The sequence below is a fragment of the Marinobacter antarcticus genome, assembly GCF_011049865.1.
Lineage (GTDB): Bacteria > Pseudomonadota > Gammaproteobacteria > Pseudomonadales > Oleiphilaceae > Marinobacter > Marinobacter antarcticus_A.
In genome coordinates, this window is the sequence record NZ_DRGY01000036.1 from 1 (window position 1) to 18,589 (window position 18,589).

The following is an 18,589-nucleotide window of genomic DNA, read 5'->3' on the forward strand; positions in this document are numbered from 1 at the left end:
AGCCGCGCCTATCATCGCCAGATTCAGCAGCACAGGCGTAAACGCAGGTACCGCAAAGCGGTCGTAGCTGTTCAGAATACCGCCGGCGAATGCCGTCAGGGAAATCATCAGTAAATAAGGGAAGGTAATGCGCAGCATGTCGCTGGTCAGCGCAAACTTGACGTCATTATCCAGAAACCCGGGAGCGAAAACGGCCGTCAGGAGCGGCGCACCAATCATTGCCACCAGGGTAATACCCAATAAAACGAGACCAAGAGAGCCGGCCACCGCGTCTACCAAGCGCTTTACATCGGAGACAGTGTGTTTCTCCCGGTAGGATGAGAGCACCGGCACAAAGGCCTGAGAGAATGCACCCTCGGCAAAAAGCCGGCGCAAAAAATTGGGGATTTTGAAAGCGACAAAAAACGCATCCGCGCCTGCGCCGGCGCCAAAATAGCGCGCAATCACCATATCCCGCACCAGGCCCAGCACACGGGAAAACATCGTCATCATGCCTACCAGGCCGGAAGACCGGAGCAAGCCCGGCGCCCTGGAAGGCGGCTTTTTTTCCGGTTGTTCTTCCGGCAAGGGTTTTGGTTGCGATGACATCTGGGCTTCTTATCCGGGTTGCACACACGTTCGGCCGGGTATTTCGGGAATTACCTGCTTCCCCCGCTGTACCCGTATCCGGCAAGCCGCGAGCATACCACAGGCCTTTTGTGCCGAGTGAGCTTGTCGGGTTTGGTATTGACATTGACGGGTTTGAGCGGCATAGTTCCGCGTCATTTATTTCGACGCGCTGTTTATGGGCGCGCCCGCGATTTCAGGGGGTTTCTGGGCACCATTTTGCTCAGAGTTTCCCGTACAAATCATTCAGTAACGAATTTTCAGATCTTTCAGGAGTTTTACGGTGGCAAATACCCCGCAAGCCAAAAAGCGCGCACGTCAGAACGAGAAAAACCGCAAGCACAACACAAGCCTGCGTTCCATGACTCGCACGTATATGAAAAGAGTTCAGGCCAAGATTGAATCCGGCAACTATGAAGAAGCTCAGGCCGCTTTTCAGGCAGCCCAGCCGATTATGGACAGCATGGTCAATAAAGGCATTTTCTCGAAGAACAAGGTGGCTCGTCAGAAGAGCCGCATGAGCACCAAGATCAAAGCGCTCAAAAGCGCCTGATAACGCGTTCGCGCTGCCTAAAGGCTCTTGTTGCAATTAGAAAATGCTGCGATTAAAAAAACCGGCTCGCAAGCCGGTTTTTTTCAGATAATCACCATGTTATCCCGGTGAATCATCTCTTCCTCAGACATGTAACCCAGAATATCCGTGATGCTGCCGCTTGAGCGACCGGCTATTGCCCCGGCATCGCCTGAGCTGTAGTTCACCAACCCGCGCGCCACCTCAGCACCTTCCTGATCAACACAAGACACCATCTCGCCACGCCGGAATTGCCCTGCAACACTTTTAACACCGACTGGAAGAAGGCTACGACCACCCTGTCGAAGCACCTTCACCGCGCCGTCGTCGAGCGTCAGCTTGCCGCGGGTTTGCAGATGACTGGCCAACCACTGCTTTCGCGCCGCAATGCGACCCTGTTCAGGAAGTAGCAGAGTGCCAATAACATCACCCTCGCGCAGTTTGGTAAGAACACCCTCAATACGCCCGCCCACAATAACCGTAAACGCCCCGGACCGTGCCGCCAGACGCGCAGCACGAAGCTTTGTTTGCATACCACCACGGCCGAGCAGACCGGCGCTGGTGCCGGCCATGGCATCCAATTCACGATCACCGGCGAACCGCTCTGTCACCAGATTGGCATCCGCGTGCTTGCGCGGGTCTTTATCAAACAAACCAAGCTGGTCGGTCAGAATAATCAAACCATCGGCTTCCACTACGTTGGCAACCAGCGCCCCCAGTGTGTCGTTATCACCAAACCGGATTTCATCGGTAACCACTGTGTCGTTTTCGTTGACGATGGGCACAACACCAAAATTCAGCAGGGCCTTGAGCGTGCTGCGCACGTTCAGATACCGCTTGCGATCAGAAAGGTCATCGTGAGTCAGCAGAATCTGGGCGGTGTGAATGCCGTGGCGTTTGAACTCAGCCTCCCAGGTTTGCACCAGGCCCATCTGGCCCACAGCGGCCGCTGCCTGCAGTTCGTGCAATTGCTCCGGGCGTTTTTTCCAGCCCAGGCGACTCATGCCTTCCGCCACCGAGCCGGAAGAAACCACAACCAACTCAACGCCCTGCTCGACCAGCGCCGCCATCTGATCCACCCAGAGACCAAGAGTCGGCACATCCAGACCTCGACCATCATTGGTCAGAAGAGCACTTCCGATTTTCACCACCAGGCGGCGTGCCTGATGCAACTGGGCGCGTTGAGTCATGGTAGAAGCGGCAACCTATTCCGGCGCATAAACCACTTCAACGTCGTAATCGTCATCATCATCATCGAAGCCATCAGAGCCACCTTCATTTTCTTCACGGGCCGCACGGCGAGCCTGCTTTTCTTCTTCGATCCCCACTCGAGCCTCTTCGTCCATCTGCCGACGCCTTATGGCCTCCTGCTCAGCGATCTCGGGGTTCTCAGCCTCCTCTACGGCACGCTCTTCAATCCAGCGCATAACCGCTTGAGTCAACGGTTTCGTACCTTCACCGCTCAACGCTGAAATACTGAACACTGGCCCCTGCCAGCCAAGCTCATCAACGATGGCCTGGCAATGGGCCTCGCGTTCTTCTTCGGGCACCATATCGACTTTATTGAGCACCAACCAGCGCTCACGATTGGCCAGAGTTCCACTGAATTTTTCCAGCTCATGGGCAATCGTTTTTACAGCATGGACCGGCGATGAGCCGTCATAGGGCGCCACATCCACAAGGTGCAACAACAAACGGGTGCGCACCAGGTGTTTCAGAAAACGAATCCCCAACCCAGCGCCTTCTGCCGCACCTTCAATCAGGCCCGGAATGTCCGCAATAACGAAGCTTTGATGCATCTGCACGCTCACCACACCGAGGTTTGGCACAAGCGTTGTAAACGGATAGTCAGCAACCTTGGGCGTGGCGGCAGACACAGAGCGTATGAAGGTGGATTTACCCGCATTGGGCATCCCCAGAAGGCCAACATCTGCAAGAACCTTAAGCTCCAGGCGCAGGTTACGAAGCTCACCCTCAGAGCCTTTGGACGTCTGACGGGGCGCACGGTTTACCGACGATTTGAACCGGGTATTACCAAGGCCATGAAACCCGCCCTGAGCCACCTTCAGGCGCTGGCCAATACGGGTCAGGTCGCCGAGCACCTCATGGGTATCCACATCCACCACCGTCGTGCCAACCGGCACTGGCAACACCAGATCCTCGCCTTTGGTGCCAGTGCAATTCCGCCCGGAACCCTGCTCGCCACCTGGCGCCTTGTGCTTTCGTTGAAACTGGTAATCAATCAGCGTATTCAGGCCATCGTCTGCTTCAAGATACACGGAGCCGCCATCGCCACCATCGCCACCATCGGGACCGCCCCTGGGAACGTACTTTTCACGCCGGAAACTCAGGCAACCGTGCCCGCCCTTACCGGCTTCAACGATGATTGTGGCTTCGTCTACGAATTTCATGAATCAACCCTTTGCGCATGGCGCATAAACGAAAAAGCCCCGCAGCCTCAAGGAAGCTTTGCGGGGCTCCGGGTGTCTCTGAACCCTCTGTGTACTAGCAGGATATCAGGGCTACCCAAGGTTCGACAGAACCGGATTGCCGCTGCTTAGGCAGCAGCTGGAACGATACTGACGAACTTGCGGTTTAGCGGACCTTTTACTTCGAACTTGACCTGGCCGCCTGCCTTCGCAAACAACGTGTGGTCCTTGCCCAGACCAACATTGGTGCCTGGGTGAAAACGTGTGCCACGCTGACGAACAATGATGCTGCCTGCGGGGACGGTTTCGCCACCATAGCGCTTCACACCAAGTCGTTTCGACTCGGAATCGCGACCGTTACGGGTACTACCTGCTGCTTTCTTGTGAGCCATGAGAGCCTCCTGTTAAGGGGTTTTCGGGGTTTTTCGAGACTAACCCTGGATACCCGTAATCTTGACTTCAGTAAACCACTGACGGTGGCCCTGACGCTTCATTGAGTGCTTGCGACGACGGAACTTGATGATCTGGATCTTGTCGTGACGGCCGTGGCTAACCACTTCCGCAGTCACTTTGGCACCCTCAACAACCGGCGCACCAACGCTGAACTTGTCGCCATCTGCGATCATAAGAACGCGGTCAAACTCGATGTTGCCACCGGTTTCCACTTCCAGCTTTTCCAGCTTCAGCGTTTCGCCTTCTTTCACACGGTGCTGTTTACCACCGCTAACAATAACTGCGTACATTAACATTCTCCGCGATTGACCCATCCCTGCTCTTATCCACCTGGTTCTAAGGGAGGCGCTCTGGCGACCCTATAGCAGGGAGCGCAGGTTGGGATGAGTTGGGCGCGTGATTGTACGAAAAGGCGCCTCGCAATACAAGTCAAGTTGACACTAACTGCGGCAATACCTAGCATTGCCGCAATCTGCCTGTATTATCAGCACTCTATATAACCAAGACACCAGCAAGGGATTCACAAGCCGCATGACAGCCCAGCGCATTTACGACACCGTGGCAAACGACTTCAGCCGCGTTAATGACCTGATCATCCAGCGACTGTCCTCCGATGTTCCTCTGGTAGAGAAAATAGCCCAGTACATCATCGAAAGCGGCGGTAAGCGCTTGAGACCCTTGTTGGTTTTGCTTTCCAGCCGGGCAGCGGGCTACACCAAAAACGAGCATCTGAAGCTGGCAGCGGTGATTGAATTTCTGCATACCGCCACGCTTCTTCATGACGACGTGGTTGATACGTCCGACTTGCGACGGGGCCGAAGCACGGCGAATGCAAAGTGGGGCAACGCACCCAGTGTGCTGGTAGGTGATTTCCTTTATGCCCGTGCATTCGAGATGATGGTGGAGCTGCGAAGTCTTCCTATTATGGACGTTTTATCCCACGCCACGGCCGTGATTGCCCAGGGCGAGGTTATGCAATTGATGAACGTTAAGAACCCGGACATTACCGAAGATCAGTACATGACCGTCATCCACAATAAAACCGCGAAGCTTTTCGAAGCCGCCGCTCATTCTGGTGCCCTCCTCGCCAATGCAGACGATGCCCAGGAGCAGGCGTTAAAAAACTACGGCAAACATCTGGGACTGGCCTTCCAACTGGTGGACGATGTTCTGGATTATCGGGGTGACGCAGAAGCCATGGGCAAAAACGTGGGCGACGACCTGGCGGAGGGCAAAGCCACTTTGCCTCTCATCCATGCCATGGCCCACAGCAGCGAAGAAGATTGCCTGCTCATCCGACACGCCATCCGCAAAGGCGGGCTGGACGATTTGCCACACATTCTCAGGCTTGTCGAAACCACTGGCGCCCTGGAATACACCATGAAGCGGGCCAGGGAAGAGGCCGCTGAAGCGCTGGGCAACCTGAAAGCTCTTCCTGCCTCACCCCATAAAGAAGCCCTGGAACTGCTGACTGAAGTTGCCGTAGCACGAGTCAGCTAAGACCTTCCCGACCGAGGGGTTGATTCAAAGACTCGGTGAAATAACGGCGACCCTGCTACCCTCACAAACAAGCAATTCTGGCCAACAACCTCAGATAATTCGAGCATGCACACAGCGATCACGATAGACGCCCTGAAAGTACTCGACGCGATTGTTCGCAAAGGCAGCTTTGCCGGTGCTGCCGGCGAACTCTTTCGAGTGCCGTCGGCCATCAGCTACACCGTGCAGAAACTCGAGGAAGATCTGAACGTAACCCTGTTCGACAGAAGCGGACATAGGGCGGTTTTGACGCCCGCTGGCCGGTATCTGCTCGAGGAAGGTCGAACCCTGCTCAAGGCCGCCGACAACCTCGCCCACTCAACCCGGCAAGTTGCCCAGGGTTGGGAAACGAGGCTGCGCATCGGATTCAATTCGTTGCTACCTGCAGAGTGCCTGTTTCCGGCGATCAAGGATTTCTGCGCCCTGGGCATTCCGGTAGACGTTCAGATTACCGAAGAAGTGTTTGCCGGCGCTTGGGATGCACTGCAAAGCCGCAGGGTGGACCTAATTGTGGGCGCCGACGATATCAGCAAACCCGCCGGAGACTTCACCAGCCACATCCTCGGCAAAATGGACTTTGTTTTCGCCGTCTCGCCCGACCACTCGTTGGCGAATGCAGACGAGCCACTCAGCGAAGACGACATTTGCCGCTTTCCAGCAGCGGTTGCTGCCGATACCTCCCGATCTTTGCCCGTCGGCCACGCCGGCATTTTTCGCAGACAACGCACGCTCACCGGCGCCAACATAGAACACAAGATCGCCTTGCAAAAAGCCGGTCTTGGCGTGGGCTGGTTGCCACGCTGCCGCGTAAAGGAACTCCTTCTTAGCGGCCAGCTCATCGAAAAACAGGTTTGCGAGCCCAGGGCGCCCATCACGCTTCAGGCCGCACGGCACGCAGACGATAAGGGCAAGGCCTTGACGTGGTTCTGGCACAGGCTGACCAACGATTCCGCCGTTACAGACTGGCTGGAGACGGAACGCCCGGGAACAGGCTGAAATTGCAACGAATATTGATAAAAACCGGAGTCAATTGATGCGGCAGCTATCCGAACTGGACGCTTCCTTTTTGTACCTGGAGTCTGCGAGCGCACCGATGCACATCGGCAGCATCTACCTGTTCGACGCCAGCGAGCGGGAAACGCCCCTGGCCTTTAATACCTTTGTTGCTTATCTGCGCAGCCGCCTTCACGTCGTGCCCGTTTTTCGCCAGCGCTTGAAAGAAATTCCGCTGCGCTTGGGTCGGCCATACTGGATTGATGATCCCGACTTCAGTATTGAACGGCATCTTGCCTGTGTGAGCCTCGGCGCAAACAGCCGGGAAGACAGCCTGATGGCACTTGCCTCGAGAATTCTTGAAGAGCCTCTGAAACGGGATCGCCCGCTTTGGCACATAACCTTTGTGGATGGTTTTCAACTGGGCGAGGAAGCCGGTAAAAAAGAAGGTTTCGCGCTCATCGTTAAACGGCACCACGCCGCCATTGATGCCTTCAGCGGTGAGGACATCATGGGCAAGCTTCTGGAGTACACGCCGACACCGCAACCCATTAAAGCACCCATACCGTGGCAACCGCGACCTGAGCCCTCAGAAGAGCGGGTACTGATCCAGGCCGGCGCCAATATCCTGCGCACCCCCTGGCGATTTGTGTCTCTGGCCGCCGGCGCAGCAAAGACGACGGTTCGGGGCCTGCTCCAAAAGCAGTTGCGGAAACTGCCGCTGCCAACCCCTCCTTTTTGTGCACCTCACAGCCCTTTCAACCGTCAGATCACCGCGAATCGCCAGATCGTATCGGCCAAAATTGAGTTATCCCGCCTCAAGTCGATCAAAGCGACGCTCGGAGATGTCACGCTCAATGACGTGGTATTGGGGCTTTGCGCAGAAACGCTGCGGCGATACCTTGAAGAGCAGGGGGCAGATACGGGCCAGTCGCTGATTGCCATGACGCCCATATCAGTGCGCTCAAGCACGCTGCGCAGAACCACTGGCAACCAGATCTCGAGCATGCTGCTGGATCTCGCCACCCGCGAGTCTGATCCGGCCAGGCGCATTCGCAAAATTCACTGGAACGCGGTGGCGTCAGAGCCATACCGGGATGCGATTGCGGCCGACAGGCTCACGGAGCTTTTGCCCTCCAGCATGCTGGCGTTATCTGCCCGGCTGTATACTGAGCTGCAAATTGCCCAGCGTTACCGGCCGGTATTCAATCTGCCGATTACCAACGTGCCCGGCCCCCAAGTGCCCCTGTACTTGCAGGGCGCGAAATTGGCACAGCAGTATAATTCTGCACCACTGTTCGACAGCATGGGGCTGGTTATTGTGGCTGTAAGCTACCAGGGCAGCCTCACTCTCAACTTTACTCTCTGCCCCGATGTTGTGGCCGAGGGCGGTTCATTGCGAAACCACGCTTGTGACAGCCTCGTCGCCATTGAGGAAGCCGTCAATGACCTGGACCCGGACGAGATGCACCTTCCGCTCACCAAAACCCGGAACCAGACACTGGCAAACGATTCAATGAACCTGCTGACGAATGCACTGGAAAGCGCACTTAAGAAGCTGATGAGCCGCTTCAGGCAATAATTTCAGGCACCGGCTGGAATGACTTAACGGACACTTGCTGACACCTAAATCGCGGCTGGCTTTCATTTTAACTCAGGTACAATTTGGACAACGGCTTGGGCAAAGATTGGATAGCGACCACATAATTCTCAAAAAAATTGATTTTGCACAGATTTGTATTACTTTTAAGTTACCACGCACTGTCGCGCAGCGCCCGGACTGCAATTATGAAGCAAGGGCACAGGAGTTGTTCATGAACACCCAAGTCAGATCAGGAGAAGAGGGGCACACTCCTTTTCGTAGCGGGCGCTTTTTCTGTGTCGGAAGCACATGGTATTTCACCACTCGAGAAGGCTTTGACAGCGGCCCCTTCGCTACCAAGGCACGGGCCGAAACCGGGCTGAATCGCTTCTTGCACATTGTCAGACTGCTTCCTGCAGAACCGCAGATTCACTGACGGTTAATCGACCTACGACACGTTTTCCAAAACCCGACAAACCACGCTTAAGCGATGTATGGCATCAGCCAGACATCAATGGCGAGCAGGCACAGCAGCGTCATGCCACCGGCAACAACGTCATCGACCATAATCCCCAATCCACCGGGCAACCGCTCATCCAGCCAGTTAATGGGCCAGGGTTTGAGAACATCGAAAAATCTGAAAATCATAAACGCCAGCAATACACCGTAAATTTGATCGGGAAAGAGCCCAAGGGCAATCCACATCCCGACAAACTCATCCCACACTATCCCGCCATGGTCGTGCACCTTCAAGTCATCCGCTGTTTTTCCGCACAGCCAGATACCCACCACGAAGGCCAGCACGACAACAAGCCAGTAAGCGACCGGTGGTAGCCAAGAGAACCCGTACCACAGAGGGATAGCGGCCAGGCTGCCCCAGGTTCCCGGCGCACGAGGCGCCGCGCCACTGCCAAAACCAAACGCTAACAGGTGCACCGGGTTTTTCAAAAATCCCGGCGGCAGAATGGCCTGCGCCACGTCTGGCTCTGGCCACTGATCATCCTGGCTCATGATTTTCTCCTGAAATGGTCAAAACCCCCAGCGTTGGATCCTGACATTTCAGATTCCGACACTTCGGAATTCAACACTACAGCAGCGCCATCCAGGCGCAACCCCCGCGCCGGCTCAACCACCCCGATAACGGTGAGTTGTTGCTTTAGTGATACGGTTGCTTCCGCCCATTTCGCCTCGGAAATGGTCGCACAAAGTTCGTAGTCGTCCCCCGAGTTGAGCGCGTAATCCCGGGCTTTGCGACCTTTCAATCGAGTGAGCGCAGCCGACACGGGTACCCGAGTGCGTTCAACACTCGCCCCCACCGAGGACGCCTCAAGAATATGACCAAGATCTGCCAGCAAACCGTCAGACACATCAATAGCGGCTGTTGCGATATTTCTCAGTGCTGCGCCCAGGGTCAGCTTCGGCCGGGGATAATGATAACGCGAAAGCACAAACGCCTCATCCGCTGACGCGCTCTGCACGTCGAGATAATCCAGAGCAGCGCCGGCGTCACCCAGAGTGCCCGACACCACAATCAGATCGCCCGGGATGGCGCCGGAACGGCGGATGGCTTCCCCGTGGGGGACCAAACCGTGCACCTGCAAACTCAACGCCAGGGGGCCTCGGGTTGTATCACCACCGGCAAGCACCAGCCCGAACGATTCCGCAGCTTTTCCAAGCCCGGCAGAAAAATCCCGCAGCCAAGACTCATTCGCCTCGGGCAGGGTCAACGCGAGCGTGAAACATGCAGGGTCAGCGCCCATGGCGGCGAGATCGCTGGCGGCTGCCGCGAGCGCTCGCCAACCGAGATAGTCAGGACGATAGTGGAAGGGGAAGTGCACCCCTTCAACCAGCGTATCAATGGAAAAAACCAGATCGAAGCCGGCGGGAATTCGTTGGATGGCACAGTCGTCGCCCGGCCCCACAATCACAGAGGGGGAACCGTGCAAACGGGCTAGCGGCATAAAATACTGCCGAATCAGCTCAAATTCGCCCATCGATCAGCGCGAACGAGTCTCGGCGAGGCGCAAACGACGCCCCAATTTGTCCAGCACACTGTTAACGAACCTGTGGCCCTCGGTGCCGCCGAACTTCTTCGCAAGCTCAATGCCTTCGTTGATGACCACTTTGTAGGGCACATCCAGCCGGTGTCGCAACTCATAGGCACCCACCCGAACAATGGCCAGTTCTACCGGGTCTACCTCATTCAGCGGGCGATCAAGATAGGGTTCGATAAGTTTGTCCAGCTCCGCCTGCTCGCGATGGACACCTCGCAATACATCACGAAAGAACAGAATATCCACCTTGGTCATGTCGTTGTCGACCATGAATTCGGCTTCGATATCCGAAATCGGGCTCTTGGCGAAGTGGCGCTGATAAAGCGCCTGCATTGCCAGAACCCGGGCACGACGGCGATCGCCAGCTTTTGGCTGGCCAGATGGCACCGGGTGCGCAGTTGTATCTTCAGTGTCGCTCATTACTCACCCAGCTTGTTGAACAGGCTAACCATTTCCAGCGCCGTGATAGCCGCTTCAGCGCCTTTATTGCCAGCTTTGGCGCCGGAGCGCTCGATGGCCTGTTCGATAGAATCAACGGTCAGCACACCGAATGTCACTGGCACGTCTGTTTCCAGGCTCACGGCGCCAAGGCCGCTGGCAGCTTCACCTGCCACATACTCAAAGTGCGGCGTTCCGCCGCGAATAACAGCGCCCAGCGCAATAATCGCGTCATAACCACCGGTTTCCGCAACACGCTTCACAGCCAACGGCATTTCATAGGCGCCTGGAACACGCACAAGGGTGATGTCACTGTCAGCAATACCGTGGCGGCGCAGGGTATCAATTGCGCCGCTTACCAGGCTTTCCACCACAAAACCGTTAAAACGGCCAACCACCAGCGCATAGCGACCGCTGCACTGGGTAAAATCACCTTCAATTACTTTGATATCTGCCATCGGTGGCTCCTTCTCGGATTGCAGCCGCAATGCTGCAACCAGGTTGGTCAGTCTGGGGTATAGGGAATGAACTCAACCACTTCCAGATCAAATCCGGAAATTGCCGAGTATTTAACAGGCGGGCTCAGCAGGCGCATTTTGCTTACGCCGATATCCCGCAAAATCTGAGAGCCTGTGCCTACGGTGAAATACACACCGGAGCTGCCCTTGCCGGCGGGCCCCTGCCCCTGATCAAAAAACTCCTGGATGCGATCTTCCAGGTCGTAACTGTCTTCAACGCTATTGAGCAAAACCACGACGCCACTGCCTTCCGCTGCGACTTTGCCAAGCGCATGGTGCAACGGCCAACTGCGAGAATCCTTGCGACGGGCGCCCAACAGGTCCCGGAGGGTATCGGTAATATGAACCCGCACCAACACCGGCTCATCCGTGGAAATATCACCAAATATCATGGCCAGGTGCGTGGATCCCTGAATAACGTCTTTATAGGTGCGCAGCTTGAACACGCCGTATTCGGTATCAAGCTGATTCTCTTCTACGCATTCAACGGTGCGCTCGTGCAGAGTGCGATAATGAATCAGATCAGCAATGGTGCCGATTTTCAGACTGTGCTCCGCGGCAAAGCGTTCGAGATCTTCCCGACGCGCCATGGAACCGTCATCGTTCATGATTTCACAGATAACACCCGCGGCCTCGCAGCCGGCCAATGCGGCCAGATCACACGATGCCTCCGTGTGGCCTGCGCGGCTAAGCACTCCGCCTGGATCGGACATCAGAGGAAAGATATGCCCGGGCTGAACCAGATCCGTTGCCTTGGCGTTACGCGCCACAGCAGCCTGAACGGTACGGGCGCGATCCGCCGCTGAAATACCGGTTGTGACGCCCGTGGCCGCCTCAATAGAAAGCGTAAACTTGGTGCCAAAGCCGGACGCATTTTGCTGAACCATCAACGGCAGCTCAAGTTGCGAGCAACGATCACGGGTCATGGGCATGCAGATAAGGCCGCGACCAAAGCGCGCCATGAAGTTGATGTCGTCGGCAGAACAATGCTCCGCCGCCATCACCAGGTCACCTTCGTTTTCCCGGTCTTCATCATCCATCAGGATAACCATCTTGCCCTGGCGGATGTCCTCGATGATATCTTCAACGCTGTTCAGTGCCATACTGTTTTGCAACCTTTCAGTGCACCCGTCGCTGCCTGGAGCAGCAACGTTGGGACCCACTGTGAATTTAAACGTTTAGCGGCGAACCAGGATCAGACGCTGGTCTTCTCCTACCTGTCGCCGATCTTGTACGATCCATTCGATCTTATCGGCCATGGTCTCCAGCAGAAGATGCGCTGTCGGCCTGCCGGTACTGCCCAGGAACACCGGGGCCTGGTAGAGCCAAAGTTCGTCTACCAGCTTTTCGCTGATGAACGTTCCTGCCAGCGTGGGGCCGGCTTCCACCAGCAACTCGTTAATGCCCATTTCCCCAAGCGCATCCAGAAGTTCGAAGACGTCAATGCCGTTGTCCTTCCATGCGACGCCCTTAAGGCGAATTCCCAGTGCCGCAAGATCCTGCGCCGGCGCCGTCGCAAGCGTGGAAGACGCACAAAACACCTGCACTTTGCCGCCGCGCAATATGGTTGCGGAGGGAGGCGTTCTGGCGTCCCTGTCTGCGATCACGCGCAACGGCTGCCGGCTGGGTTCGGTGGCATCGCCTATATCCCCCAGCTCTTCACGGCGAACCGTTAATGAGGGGTCGTCTGCGAGCACGGTTCCCACGCCGGTAAGGATGGCATCACTGATGGCCCGAAGCTTCTGAACATCGCGGCGCGACTCATCACCGGTAATCCATTGGCTTTCGCCAGAGGCCATGGCGGTGCGGCCATCCAGGCTGGCAGCCATCTTGAGCCGAACCCAGGGGCGGCCGGTATTCATACGCTTCATGAACCCGGGGTTCAGGCGCGAAGCCTCTTCCGCCAAAAGCCCTACGTTGACACGAATACCGGCCTCACGGAGCATGTCCAGCCCCCTTCCTGAAACCGACGGGTTCGGGTCTTTAGTGGCGGCAAAAACCCGCGACACACCGGCTTCGATCAAGGCCCGCGCGCACGGCGGCGTGCGTCCAAAATGACTGCAAGGCTCAAGCGTGACATACGCGGTGGCACCACGAGCAGCCGGCCCTGCCTGGCTGAGCGCGCGGGTTTCCGCATGGGACTCGCCGGCCCGTTCATGCCAGCCTTCGCCCAGAATCTTGTCACCACGGGCTATCACGCAGCCAACCCGGGGGTTGGGATGAGTTGAATAGCGGCCCCGCCATGCAAGCTGCACGGCCCGGGCCATCATGGACCGTTCCCGGAGTTCGGTCATTTTTCTCCTTCAGGGGAGTGGTTATCCGCAAGTGCTTTCGCGACATCCACGGCCGCCTCGCCGTTGGTGGCCGAGAGCCGTTCTATTTCTTCCTTGAATTCGTTAATGTCCTGAAAACTGCGATAAACAGACGCAAACCGGACATACGCAACCTTGTCGAGCTGTCGCAGCTCCGTCATCACCTCTTCACCAAGCTGCATGGACTTTACTTCACGCTCGCCGGTTGCTCGCAGGCGGTACCGGATGCGATTCAGCGCCGCATCAATTTGCTCAATGCTGACCGGACGTTTTTCCAGGGCCTTCATAATCCCGTAGCGCAGCTTTTCTTCGTCAAAGGGCTGCCGGATACCGTCCTGCTTCACCACGCGGGGCATAATCAGTTCGGCTGATTCAAAGGTGGTAAACCGTTCTCGACAAGAGAGGCACTCTCTGCGGCGGCGCACCTGATCGCCCTCGGTCACCAGACGCGAGTCAATTACCTTGGTATCGGCTTCACCACAGAAAGGACAATGCATAGTCAGGAGCTCCGAAGAGAACGCTTAGCCGTATACCGGGAAGCGCGCGCACAAGGTTTCAACCTGTTCGCGAACACGGTTGCTCACCGCTTCGTCATCCAGGTTATCAAGGATGTCGCAAATCCAACCTGCCAGCTCACGGCACTCTACTTCACCAAACCCTCGGGTGGTGATGGCGGGTGTGCCGAGGCGCAGCCCGGAGGTCACGAACGGCGAACGTGGATCGTTGGGAACTGCGTTCTTGTTTACCGTGATGTGTGCACGACCCAGGGCGGCATCTGCATCCTTACCCGTAATGTCCTGCTTGATCAGGCTTACCAGGAACAGGTGATTCCTGGTGCCGCCGGACACCACGTCGTAGCCGCGATCAATAAACACCGTTGCCATGGCAGAGGCGTTCTTGATCACCTGCTTCTGATAGGTCTTGAACTCATCGCTCATGGCTTCTTTAAAGCAGATTGCCTTGGCCGCAATCACATGCATCAACGGGCCGCCCTGGCCGCCCGGAAAAACGGCAGAATTCAGCTTCTTATGCAGCGCTTCATCGTCGCAGGCCAAAATCAGGCCGCCACGGGGGCCGCGCAACGTCTTGTGCGTGGTGGTGGTTATCACATGAGCGTGCGGCACCGGATCGGGATATACGCCGGCAGCGACCAGACCCGCCACATGGGCCATGTCTACAAACAGGTAGGCGTCCACTTTGTCGGCAATGGCGCGGAAACGGTCGAAATCCAGCTCTTGGGAATACGCCGAGAAACCGGCAATGATCATTTTTGGCTTGTGCTCAACCGCCAGGGCTTCCAACTCGTCGTAGTCAATCAGGCCGGTGTCGGTGTTGATACCGTATTGCACGGCGTTATAGATCTTGCCGGAAAAGTTCACACTGGCACCGTGGGTCAGGTGACCACCGTGGGCCAGACTCATCCCCAAAATTGTGTCACCCGGCTTTACCAGCGCCATGAAAACAGCCGAGTTCGCCTGGGAGCCGGAGTGTGGTTGCACGTTGGCGTACGCGGCGCCAAACAGCTCTTTGGCGCGATCAATAGCCAGTTGCTCAGCGATATCGACAAACTCACAGCCACCGTAGTAACGCTTACCGGGATAACCCTCAGCGTATTTGTTGGTCAGGTCGCTGCCCTGAGCTTCCATTACCCGCGGACTGGTGTAGTTCTCGGATGCAATCAGCTCAATATGAGCTTCTTGACGCTTACTCTCTGCCTGCATGGCGTTCCAGAGTTCGTCGTCGAAACCGGCGATTTTCATATCACGATTAAACATCGGTGCGCTGCCCCTCTCTGCTTGGCTGACCCCCGGGGGTCTTGGAAATTGCCCTCGGGATCCCTTAAAATTCGGGCCGCTATTCTAGCCCATTATCGGGTTGAAAATCATCTTTTATGCGGTTCGCAAATACCCACATGAGGATATTGCCTGTTTTCCTGAAATTGCTATAGCTCACGGGTTTCGATACCTTACAAACCCTGTCACATCTCGCTTTCAAAGAGGGTAATGTCTTTATGGCCCAGTACGTATACAGCATGAACCGCGTGGGGAAGGTGGTTCCACCCAAGCGTGAAATTCTCAAGGATATTTCCCTGAGCTTCTTCCCGGGTGCCAAAATCGGCGTACTGGGCCTCAACGGCTCAGGTAAATCCACTCTGCTGCGCATCATGGCGGGCCTGGATCAGGATTACCTTGGCGAGGCCCGTCCTCAACCAGGCATCAACGTAGGTTACCTGCCCCAGGAGCCAGAACTGGACGACAGCAAAACTGTTAAGCAAATTGTTGATGAGGCCGTGGCCGACGTGCACAACGCCCTGGCCGAACTGGATCAGGTATACGCCGACTACGCGGAGCCAGATGCAGATTTTGACGCCCTGGCTAAAAAGCAGGGCAAGCTTGAAGCTCTGATCCAGGCCACTGATGGCCACGACATTGAGCGTAAAATGGAAGTTGCCGCCGACGCGTTGCGCCTCCCTGCCTGGGATCAGCCGGTAAAAAACCTCTCCGGTGGTGAACGTCGCCGGGTAGCCTTGTGTCGCCTGCTGCTCTCCGGCCCCGATATGCTGTTGCTGGACGAACCAACCAACCACCTGGATGCCGAATCCGTGGCCTGGCTGGAGCGCTTCTTGCACGATTATGAAGGCACGGTGGTTGCCATCACCCACGACCGCTACTTTCTCGACAACGTAGCCGGCTGGATTCTGGAACTCGACCGGGGCCGCGGCATCCCGTTTGAAGGCAACTACAGTCAATGGCTGGAGAACAAAGAACAGCGTCTGGGCACCGAAGCCAAACAGGAAGCCTCGCACCAGAAGGCTATTAAACAGGAACTGGAGTGGGTGCGCAGCAACGCCAAGGGCCGTCAATCCAAGAGCAAAGCACGCCTTGCCCGCTTCGAAGAAATGAGCTCGCAGGATTTTCAGAAGCGTAACGAAACCAACGAAATCTATATCCCGCCCGGACCCCGCCTGGGCGACAAAGTCATCGAAGTGGAAGGCATCAGCAAGGCGTTCGCCGACCGTCTGCTTTACGAAAACGTGTCCTTTTCCGTGCCTCCGGGCGCCATCGTCGGCATCATCGGCGGCAACGGCGCTGGCAAATCCACGCTGTTCCGCATGATCGCTGGCCACGACCAGCCCAACGCGGGCACGATCACCGTGGGTGAGACGGTCAAGTTGGCCTATGTCGACCAGAACCGTGATCTGGACGGATCAAAAACCGTTTGGGAACTGCTCAGTGAAGGCCAGGACATTATCAAAGTGGGCAACTACGAAACCCCGTCAAGAGCCTATGCCGGTCGCTTCAACTTCAAAGGCTCGGACCAGCAAAAGCGCGTGGCCGATTTGTCTGGTGGTGAGCGCAACCGCCTGCATCTGGCAGCACTGCTCAAAGAAGGCGGCAACGTACTGTTGCTGGACGAACCCACCAACGATCTGGACGTTGAAACACTGCGCGCCCTGGAAGAAGCACTGCTGAACTTTCCGGGTTCCGCCATGGTTATCTCGCACGATCGCTGGTTTCTGGACCGCGTAGCCACGCACATTCTGGCGTTTGAGGACGATGGCGAAGTGGTCTACTTCGAGGGCAACTTCAACGAATACGATGAAGATCACAAGAAGCGCAAGGGGGACTCCGCCATGGTGCCTCAGCGCATGAAGTACAAGAAGCTGGCCTGATGGCAAAAGCAAAAACCGCGTATGTCTGCACCGAATGCGGTGCAGACTATTCCAAATGGCAGGGCCAGTGCACCGCCTGCCAGACGTGGAACACCATTAGCGAAGTCCGCGGCGTCAGCAGCCATGCACCAGGCGCCCGGGGGGTCCGTTTTGACGGTTTTGCCGGAAGTTTATCGGCAGTCCAAAGCCTGCATGATGTAAGCCTTGCCGAGCAGGAGCGTATCAGCACCGGCATGCAGGAGTTTGACCGGGTTCTTGGCGGCGGGCTTGTGGAAGGTTCCGCTGTACTTATGGGTGGGCATCCCGGCGCCGGCAAGAGCACCCTGCTGCTTCAGGCTGTTTGCCATTTGGCCGCCAGTGTTCCCGCGCTTTACGTAACCGGTGAGGAATCCTTGCAGCAGGTTGCCATGCGTGCCAAACGCCTCGGCTTGCCCACCAAAGATCTGAAAATGCTCTCCGAGACCAGCGCTGAGCGGGTCCTGCAGGTTGCAGAAACGGAAAAGCCACGGATTCTGGTGGTGGACAGTATTCAGGTGATGCACATGGCGGATATTGAGTCCGCTCCCGGCTCGGTCTCCCAGGTTCGCGAAAGCGCGGCGTTTTTAACCCGTTTTGCCAAGCAGACCGGCACTATTCTGTTTCTGGTTGGCCACGTCACCAAGGACGGTAGCCTGGCCGGCCCGAAGGTGCTTGAGCATATGATTGACTGTTCCATCCTGCTGGAAGGCTCCAGTGACAGCCGTTATCGCACACTGCGAGGCATCAAGAACCGCTTTGGTGCGGTGAATGAACTGGGCGTTTTTGCCATGCTGGAGCAGGGCCTGAAGGAAGTTAAAAACCCCAGTGCCATTTTCCTGAACCGGGGCGAAGAAGCGGCTCCGGGCAGTGTGGTGATGGTGGTCTGGGAAGGCACCCGGCCCATGCTGGTGGAAATTCAGGCGCTGGTGGATATGGCCCAGGGTGGATATCCGCGGCGTGTAGCGGTGGGTCTGGATCAGAACCGGTTGGCGATGCTGCTGGCGGTGTTGCACCGTCACGGCGGCTTGCATGTGTCGGATCAGGATGTGTTTGTGAACGTTGTGGGCGGCGTAAAGGTCAATGAGACCAGCGCTGACCTGGCATTGTTGGCTGCGGTGGTTTCTTCGTTTCGTGATCGCGCTCTGCCGCAGGATCTGGTGATTTTCGGTGAAGTCGGGTTATCGGGAGAGATTCGACCGGTGCCAAGTGGCCAGGAGCGGATTAATGAGGCCGCGAAGCATGGCTTTACCCGTGCTCTCGTTCCCAAAGCCAATGCACCACGCAAGCCCATTTCGGGTATGAAGGTAATTCCTGTCACCAAGCTTAGTGAGGCTATTACGGCGCTGGAAGAACTTTAGGTTTGGGCCCGAGACTTTGAGCTTTGGAGCGTGGACAATTTGCCC

General features: G+C 56.6%; 20 protein-coding genes. 7 read left to right on the forward strand and 13 right to left on the reverse strand.

Annotation, left to right across the window (positions count from 1 at the left end; genetic code table 11):
• Positions 1–492 (reverse strand): lipid II flippase MurJ (locus ENI00_RS04520; RefSeq protein ID WP_304099542.1); only part of this gene is annotated, 492 nt, incomplete at its 3' end.
• A gap of 397 nt (positions 493–889) precedes the next feature.
• Between ENI00_RS04520 and rpsT the strand changes: the two genes are divergently transcribed.
• Complete coding sequence (gene rpsT, locus ENI00_RS04525; RefSeq protein WP_304099422.1) at positions 890–1,159, forward strand: 30S ribosomal protein S20; 270 nt, start codon at positions 890–892, stop codon at positions 1,157–1,159.
• Positions 1,160–1,242: 83 nt separating this feature from the next.
• On the opposite strand, the gene proB is transcribed toward rpsT, so the two are convergent.
• The 4 genes from proB to rplU all read right to left on the reverse strand — a co-directional run bounded on the left by proB (position 1,243) and on the right by rplU (position 4,349).
• On the reverse strand, positions 1,243–2,367 hold the full coding sequence (gene proB / locus ENI00_RS04530; protein WP_304099425.1) for a glutamate 5-kinase: 1,125 nt from the start codon (positions 2,365–2,367) through the stop codon (positions 1,243–1,245).
• A 15-nt stretch (positions 2,368–2,382) separates the two neighbouring features.
• On the reverse strand, positions 2,383–3,588 hold the full coding sequence (cgtA, locus tag ENI00_RS04535; protein WP_304099429.1) for an Obg family GTPase CgtA: 1,206 nt from the start codon (positions 3,586–3,588) through the stop codon (positions 2,383–2,385).
• A 146-nt stretch (positions 3,589–3,734) separates the two neighbouring features.
• Positions 3,735–3,998: a 50S ribosomal protein L27 gene (gene rpmA / locus ENI00_RS04540; RefSeq protein ID WP_304099432.1), complete on the reverse strand. Its 264-nt coding sequence runs from the start codon at positions 3,996–3,998 to the stop codon at positions 3,735–3,737.
• A 39-nt stretch (positions 3,999–4,037) separates the two neighbouring features.
• On the reverse strand, positions 4,038–4,349 hold the full coding sequence (gene rplU, locus ENI00_RS04545; RefSeq protein ID WP_304099435.1) for a 50S ribosomal protein L21: 312 nt from the start codon (positions 4,347–4,349) through the stop codon (positions 4,038–4,040).
• A 241-nt stretch (positions 4,350–4,590) separates the two neighbouring features.
• Here rplU and ispB point away from each other — a divergent pair, with 241 nt between their 5' ends.
• The 4 genes from ispB to ENI00_RS04565 all read left to right on the forward strand — a co-directional run bounded on the left by ispB (position 4,591) and on the right by ENI00_RS04565 (position 8,609).
• Complete coding sequence (gene ispB / locus ENI00_RS04550) at positions 4,591–5,559, forward strand: octaprenyl diphosphate synthase (protein WP_304099438.1); 969 nt, start codon at positions 4,591–4,593, stop codon at positions 5,557–5,559.
• A 105-nt stretch (positions 5,560–5,664) separates the two neighbouring features.
• Positions 5,665–6,594: a LysR substrate-binding domain-containing protein gene (locus ENI00_RS04555; protein ID WP_304099442.1), complete on the forward strand. Its 930-nt coding sequence runs from the start codon at positions 5,665–5,667 to the stop codon at positions 6,592–6,594.
• Positions 6,595–6,631: 37 nt separating this feature from the next.
• Positions 6,632–8,173 (forward strand): WS/DGAT/MGAT family O-acyltransferase, encoded by a 1,542-nt coding sequence (locus ENI00_RS04560; protein WP_304099445.1) that lies wholly within the window; start codon positions 6,632–6,634, stop codon positions 8,171–8,173.
• Positions 8,174–8,405: 232 nt separating this feature from the next.
• Positions 8,406–8,609: a DUF6316 family protein gene (locus tag ENI00_RS04565; protein WP_304099448.1), complete on the forward strand. Its 204-nt coding sequence runs from the start codon at positions 8,406–8,408 to the stop codon at positions 8,607–8,609.
• A gap of 47 nt (positions 8,610–8,656) precedes the next feature.
• On the opposite strand, the gene ENI00_RS04570 is transcribed toward ENI00_RS04565, so the two are convergent.
• From ENI00_RS04570 to glyA, 8 genes are all read right to left on the reverse strand, one after another.
• Positions 8,657–9,184: a phosphatidylglycerophosphatase A family protein gene (locus ENI00_RS04570; protein WP_304099451.1), complete on the reverse strand. Its 528-nt coding sequence runs from the start codon at positions 9,182–9,184 to the stop codon at positions 8,657–8,659.
• Positions 9,181–10,167, reverse strand: coding sequence for a thiamine-phosphate kinase (gene thiL / locus ENI00_RS04575; RefSeq protein WP_304099453.1), 987 nt, complete (start codon positions 10,165–10,167; stop codon positions 9,181–9,183). The genes ENI00_RS04570 and thiL overlap by 4 nt, the downstream gene beginning before the upstream one ends.
• 3 nt (positions 10,168–10,170) lie before the next feature.
• On the reverse strand, positions 10,171–10,647 hold the full coding sequence (nusB, locus tag ENI00_RS04580) for a transcription antitermination factor NusB (RefSeq protein WP_304099456.1): 477 nt from the start codon (positions 10,645–10,647) through the stop codon (positions 10,171–10,173).
• Entirely contained in the window at positions 10,647–11,123 is a 477-nt protein-coding gene (gene ribE, locus ENI00_RS04585) for a 6,7-dimethyl-8-ribityllumazine synthase (RefSeq protein ID WP_304099459.1), read from the reverse strand. The genes nusB and ribE overlap by 1 nt, the downstream gene beginning before the upstream one ends.
• 47 nt (positions 11,124–11,170) lie before the next feature.
• Positions 11,171–12,286, reverse strand: a complete 1,116-nt coding sequence (gene ribBA, locus ENI00_RS04590) for a bifunctional 3,4-dihydroxy-2-butanone-4-phosphate synthase/GTP cyclohydrolase II (RefSeq protein WP_304099462.1) — start codon at positions 12,284–12,286, stop codon at positions 11,171–11,173.
• Between the two features lie 75 nt (positions 12,287–12,361).
• Entirely contained in the window at positions 12,362–13,477 is a 1,116-nt protein-coding gene (gene ribD, locus ENI00_RS04595) for a bifunctional diaminohydroxyphosphoribosylaminopyrimidine deaminase/5-amino-6-(5-phosphoribosylamino)uracil reductase RibD (protein WP_304099465.1), read from the reverse strand.
• Positions 13,474–13,992, reverse strand: a complete 519-nt coding sequence (gene nrdR / locus ENI00_RS04600; protein WP_304099470.1) for a transcriptional regulator NrdR — start codon at positions 13,990–13,992, stop codon at positions 13,474–13,476. The genes ribD and nrdR overlap by 4 nt, the downstream gene beginning before the upstream one ends.
• Before the next feature lie 24 nt (positions 13,993–14,016).
• Positions 14,017–15,270: a serine hydroxymethyltransferase gene (gene glyA, locus ENI00_RS04605; protein ID WP_304099471.1), complete on the reverse strand. Its 1,254-nt coding sequence runs from the start codon at positions 15,268–15,270 to the stop codon at positions 14,017–14,019.
• A 236-nt stretch (positions 15,271–15,506) separates the two neighbouring features.
• On the opposite strand from glyA, the gene ettA reads away from it, so the two are divergent.
• Positions 15,507–17,168 (forward strand): energy-dependent translational throttle protein EttA, encoded by a 1,662-nt coding sequence (gene ettA / locus ENI00_RS04610; RefSeq protein WP_304099474.1) that lies wholly within the window; start codon positions 15,507–15,509, stop codon positions 17,166–17,168.
• Positions 17,168–18,544: a DNA repair protein RadA gene (radA, locus tag ENI00_RS04615; protein ID WP_304099478.1), complete on the forward strand. Its 1,377-nt coding sequence runs from the start codon at positions 17,168–17,170 to the stop codon at positions 18,542–18,544. The genes ettA and radA overlap by 1 nt, the downstream gene beginning before the upstream one ends.
• Positions 18,545–18,589: the final 45 nt, after the last annotated feature.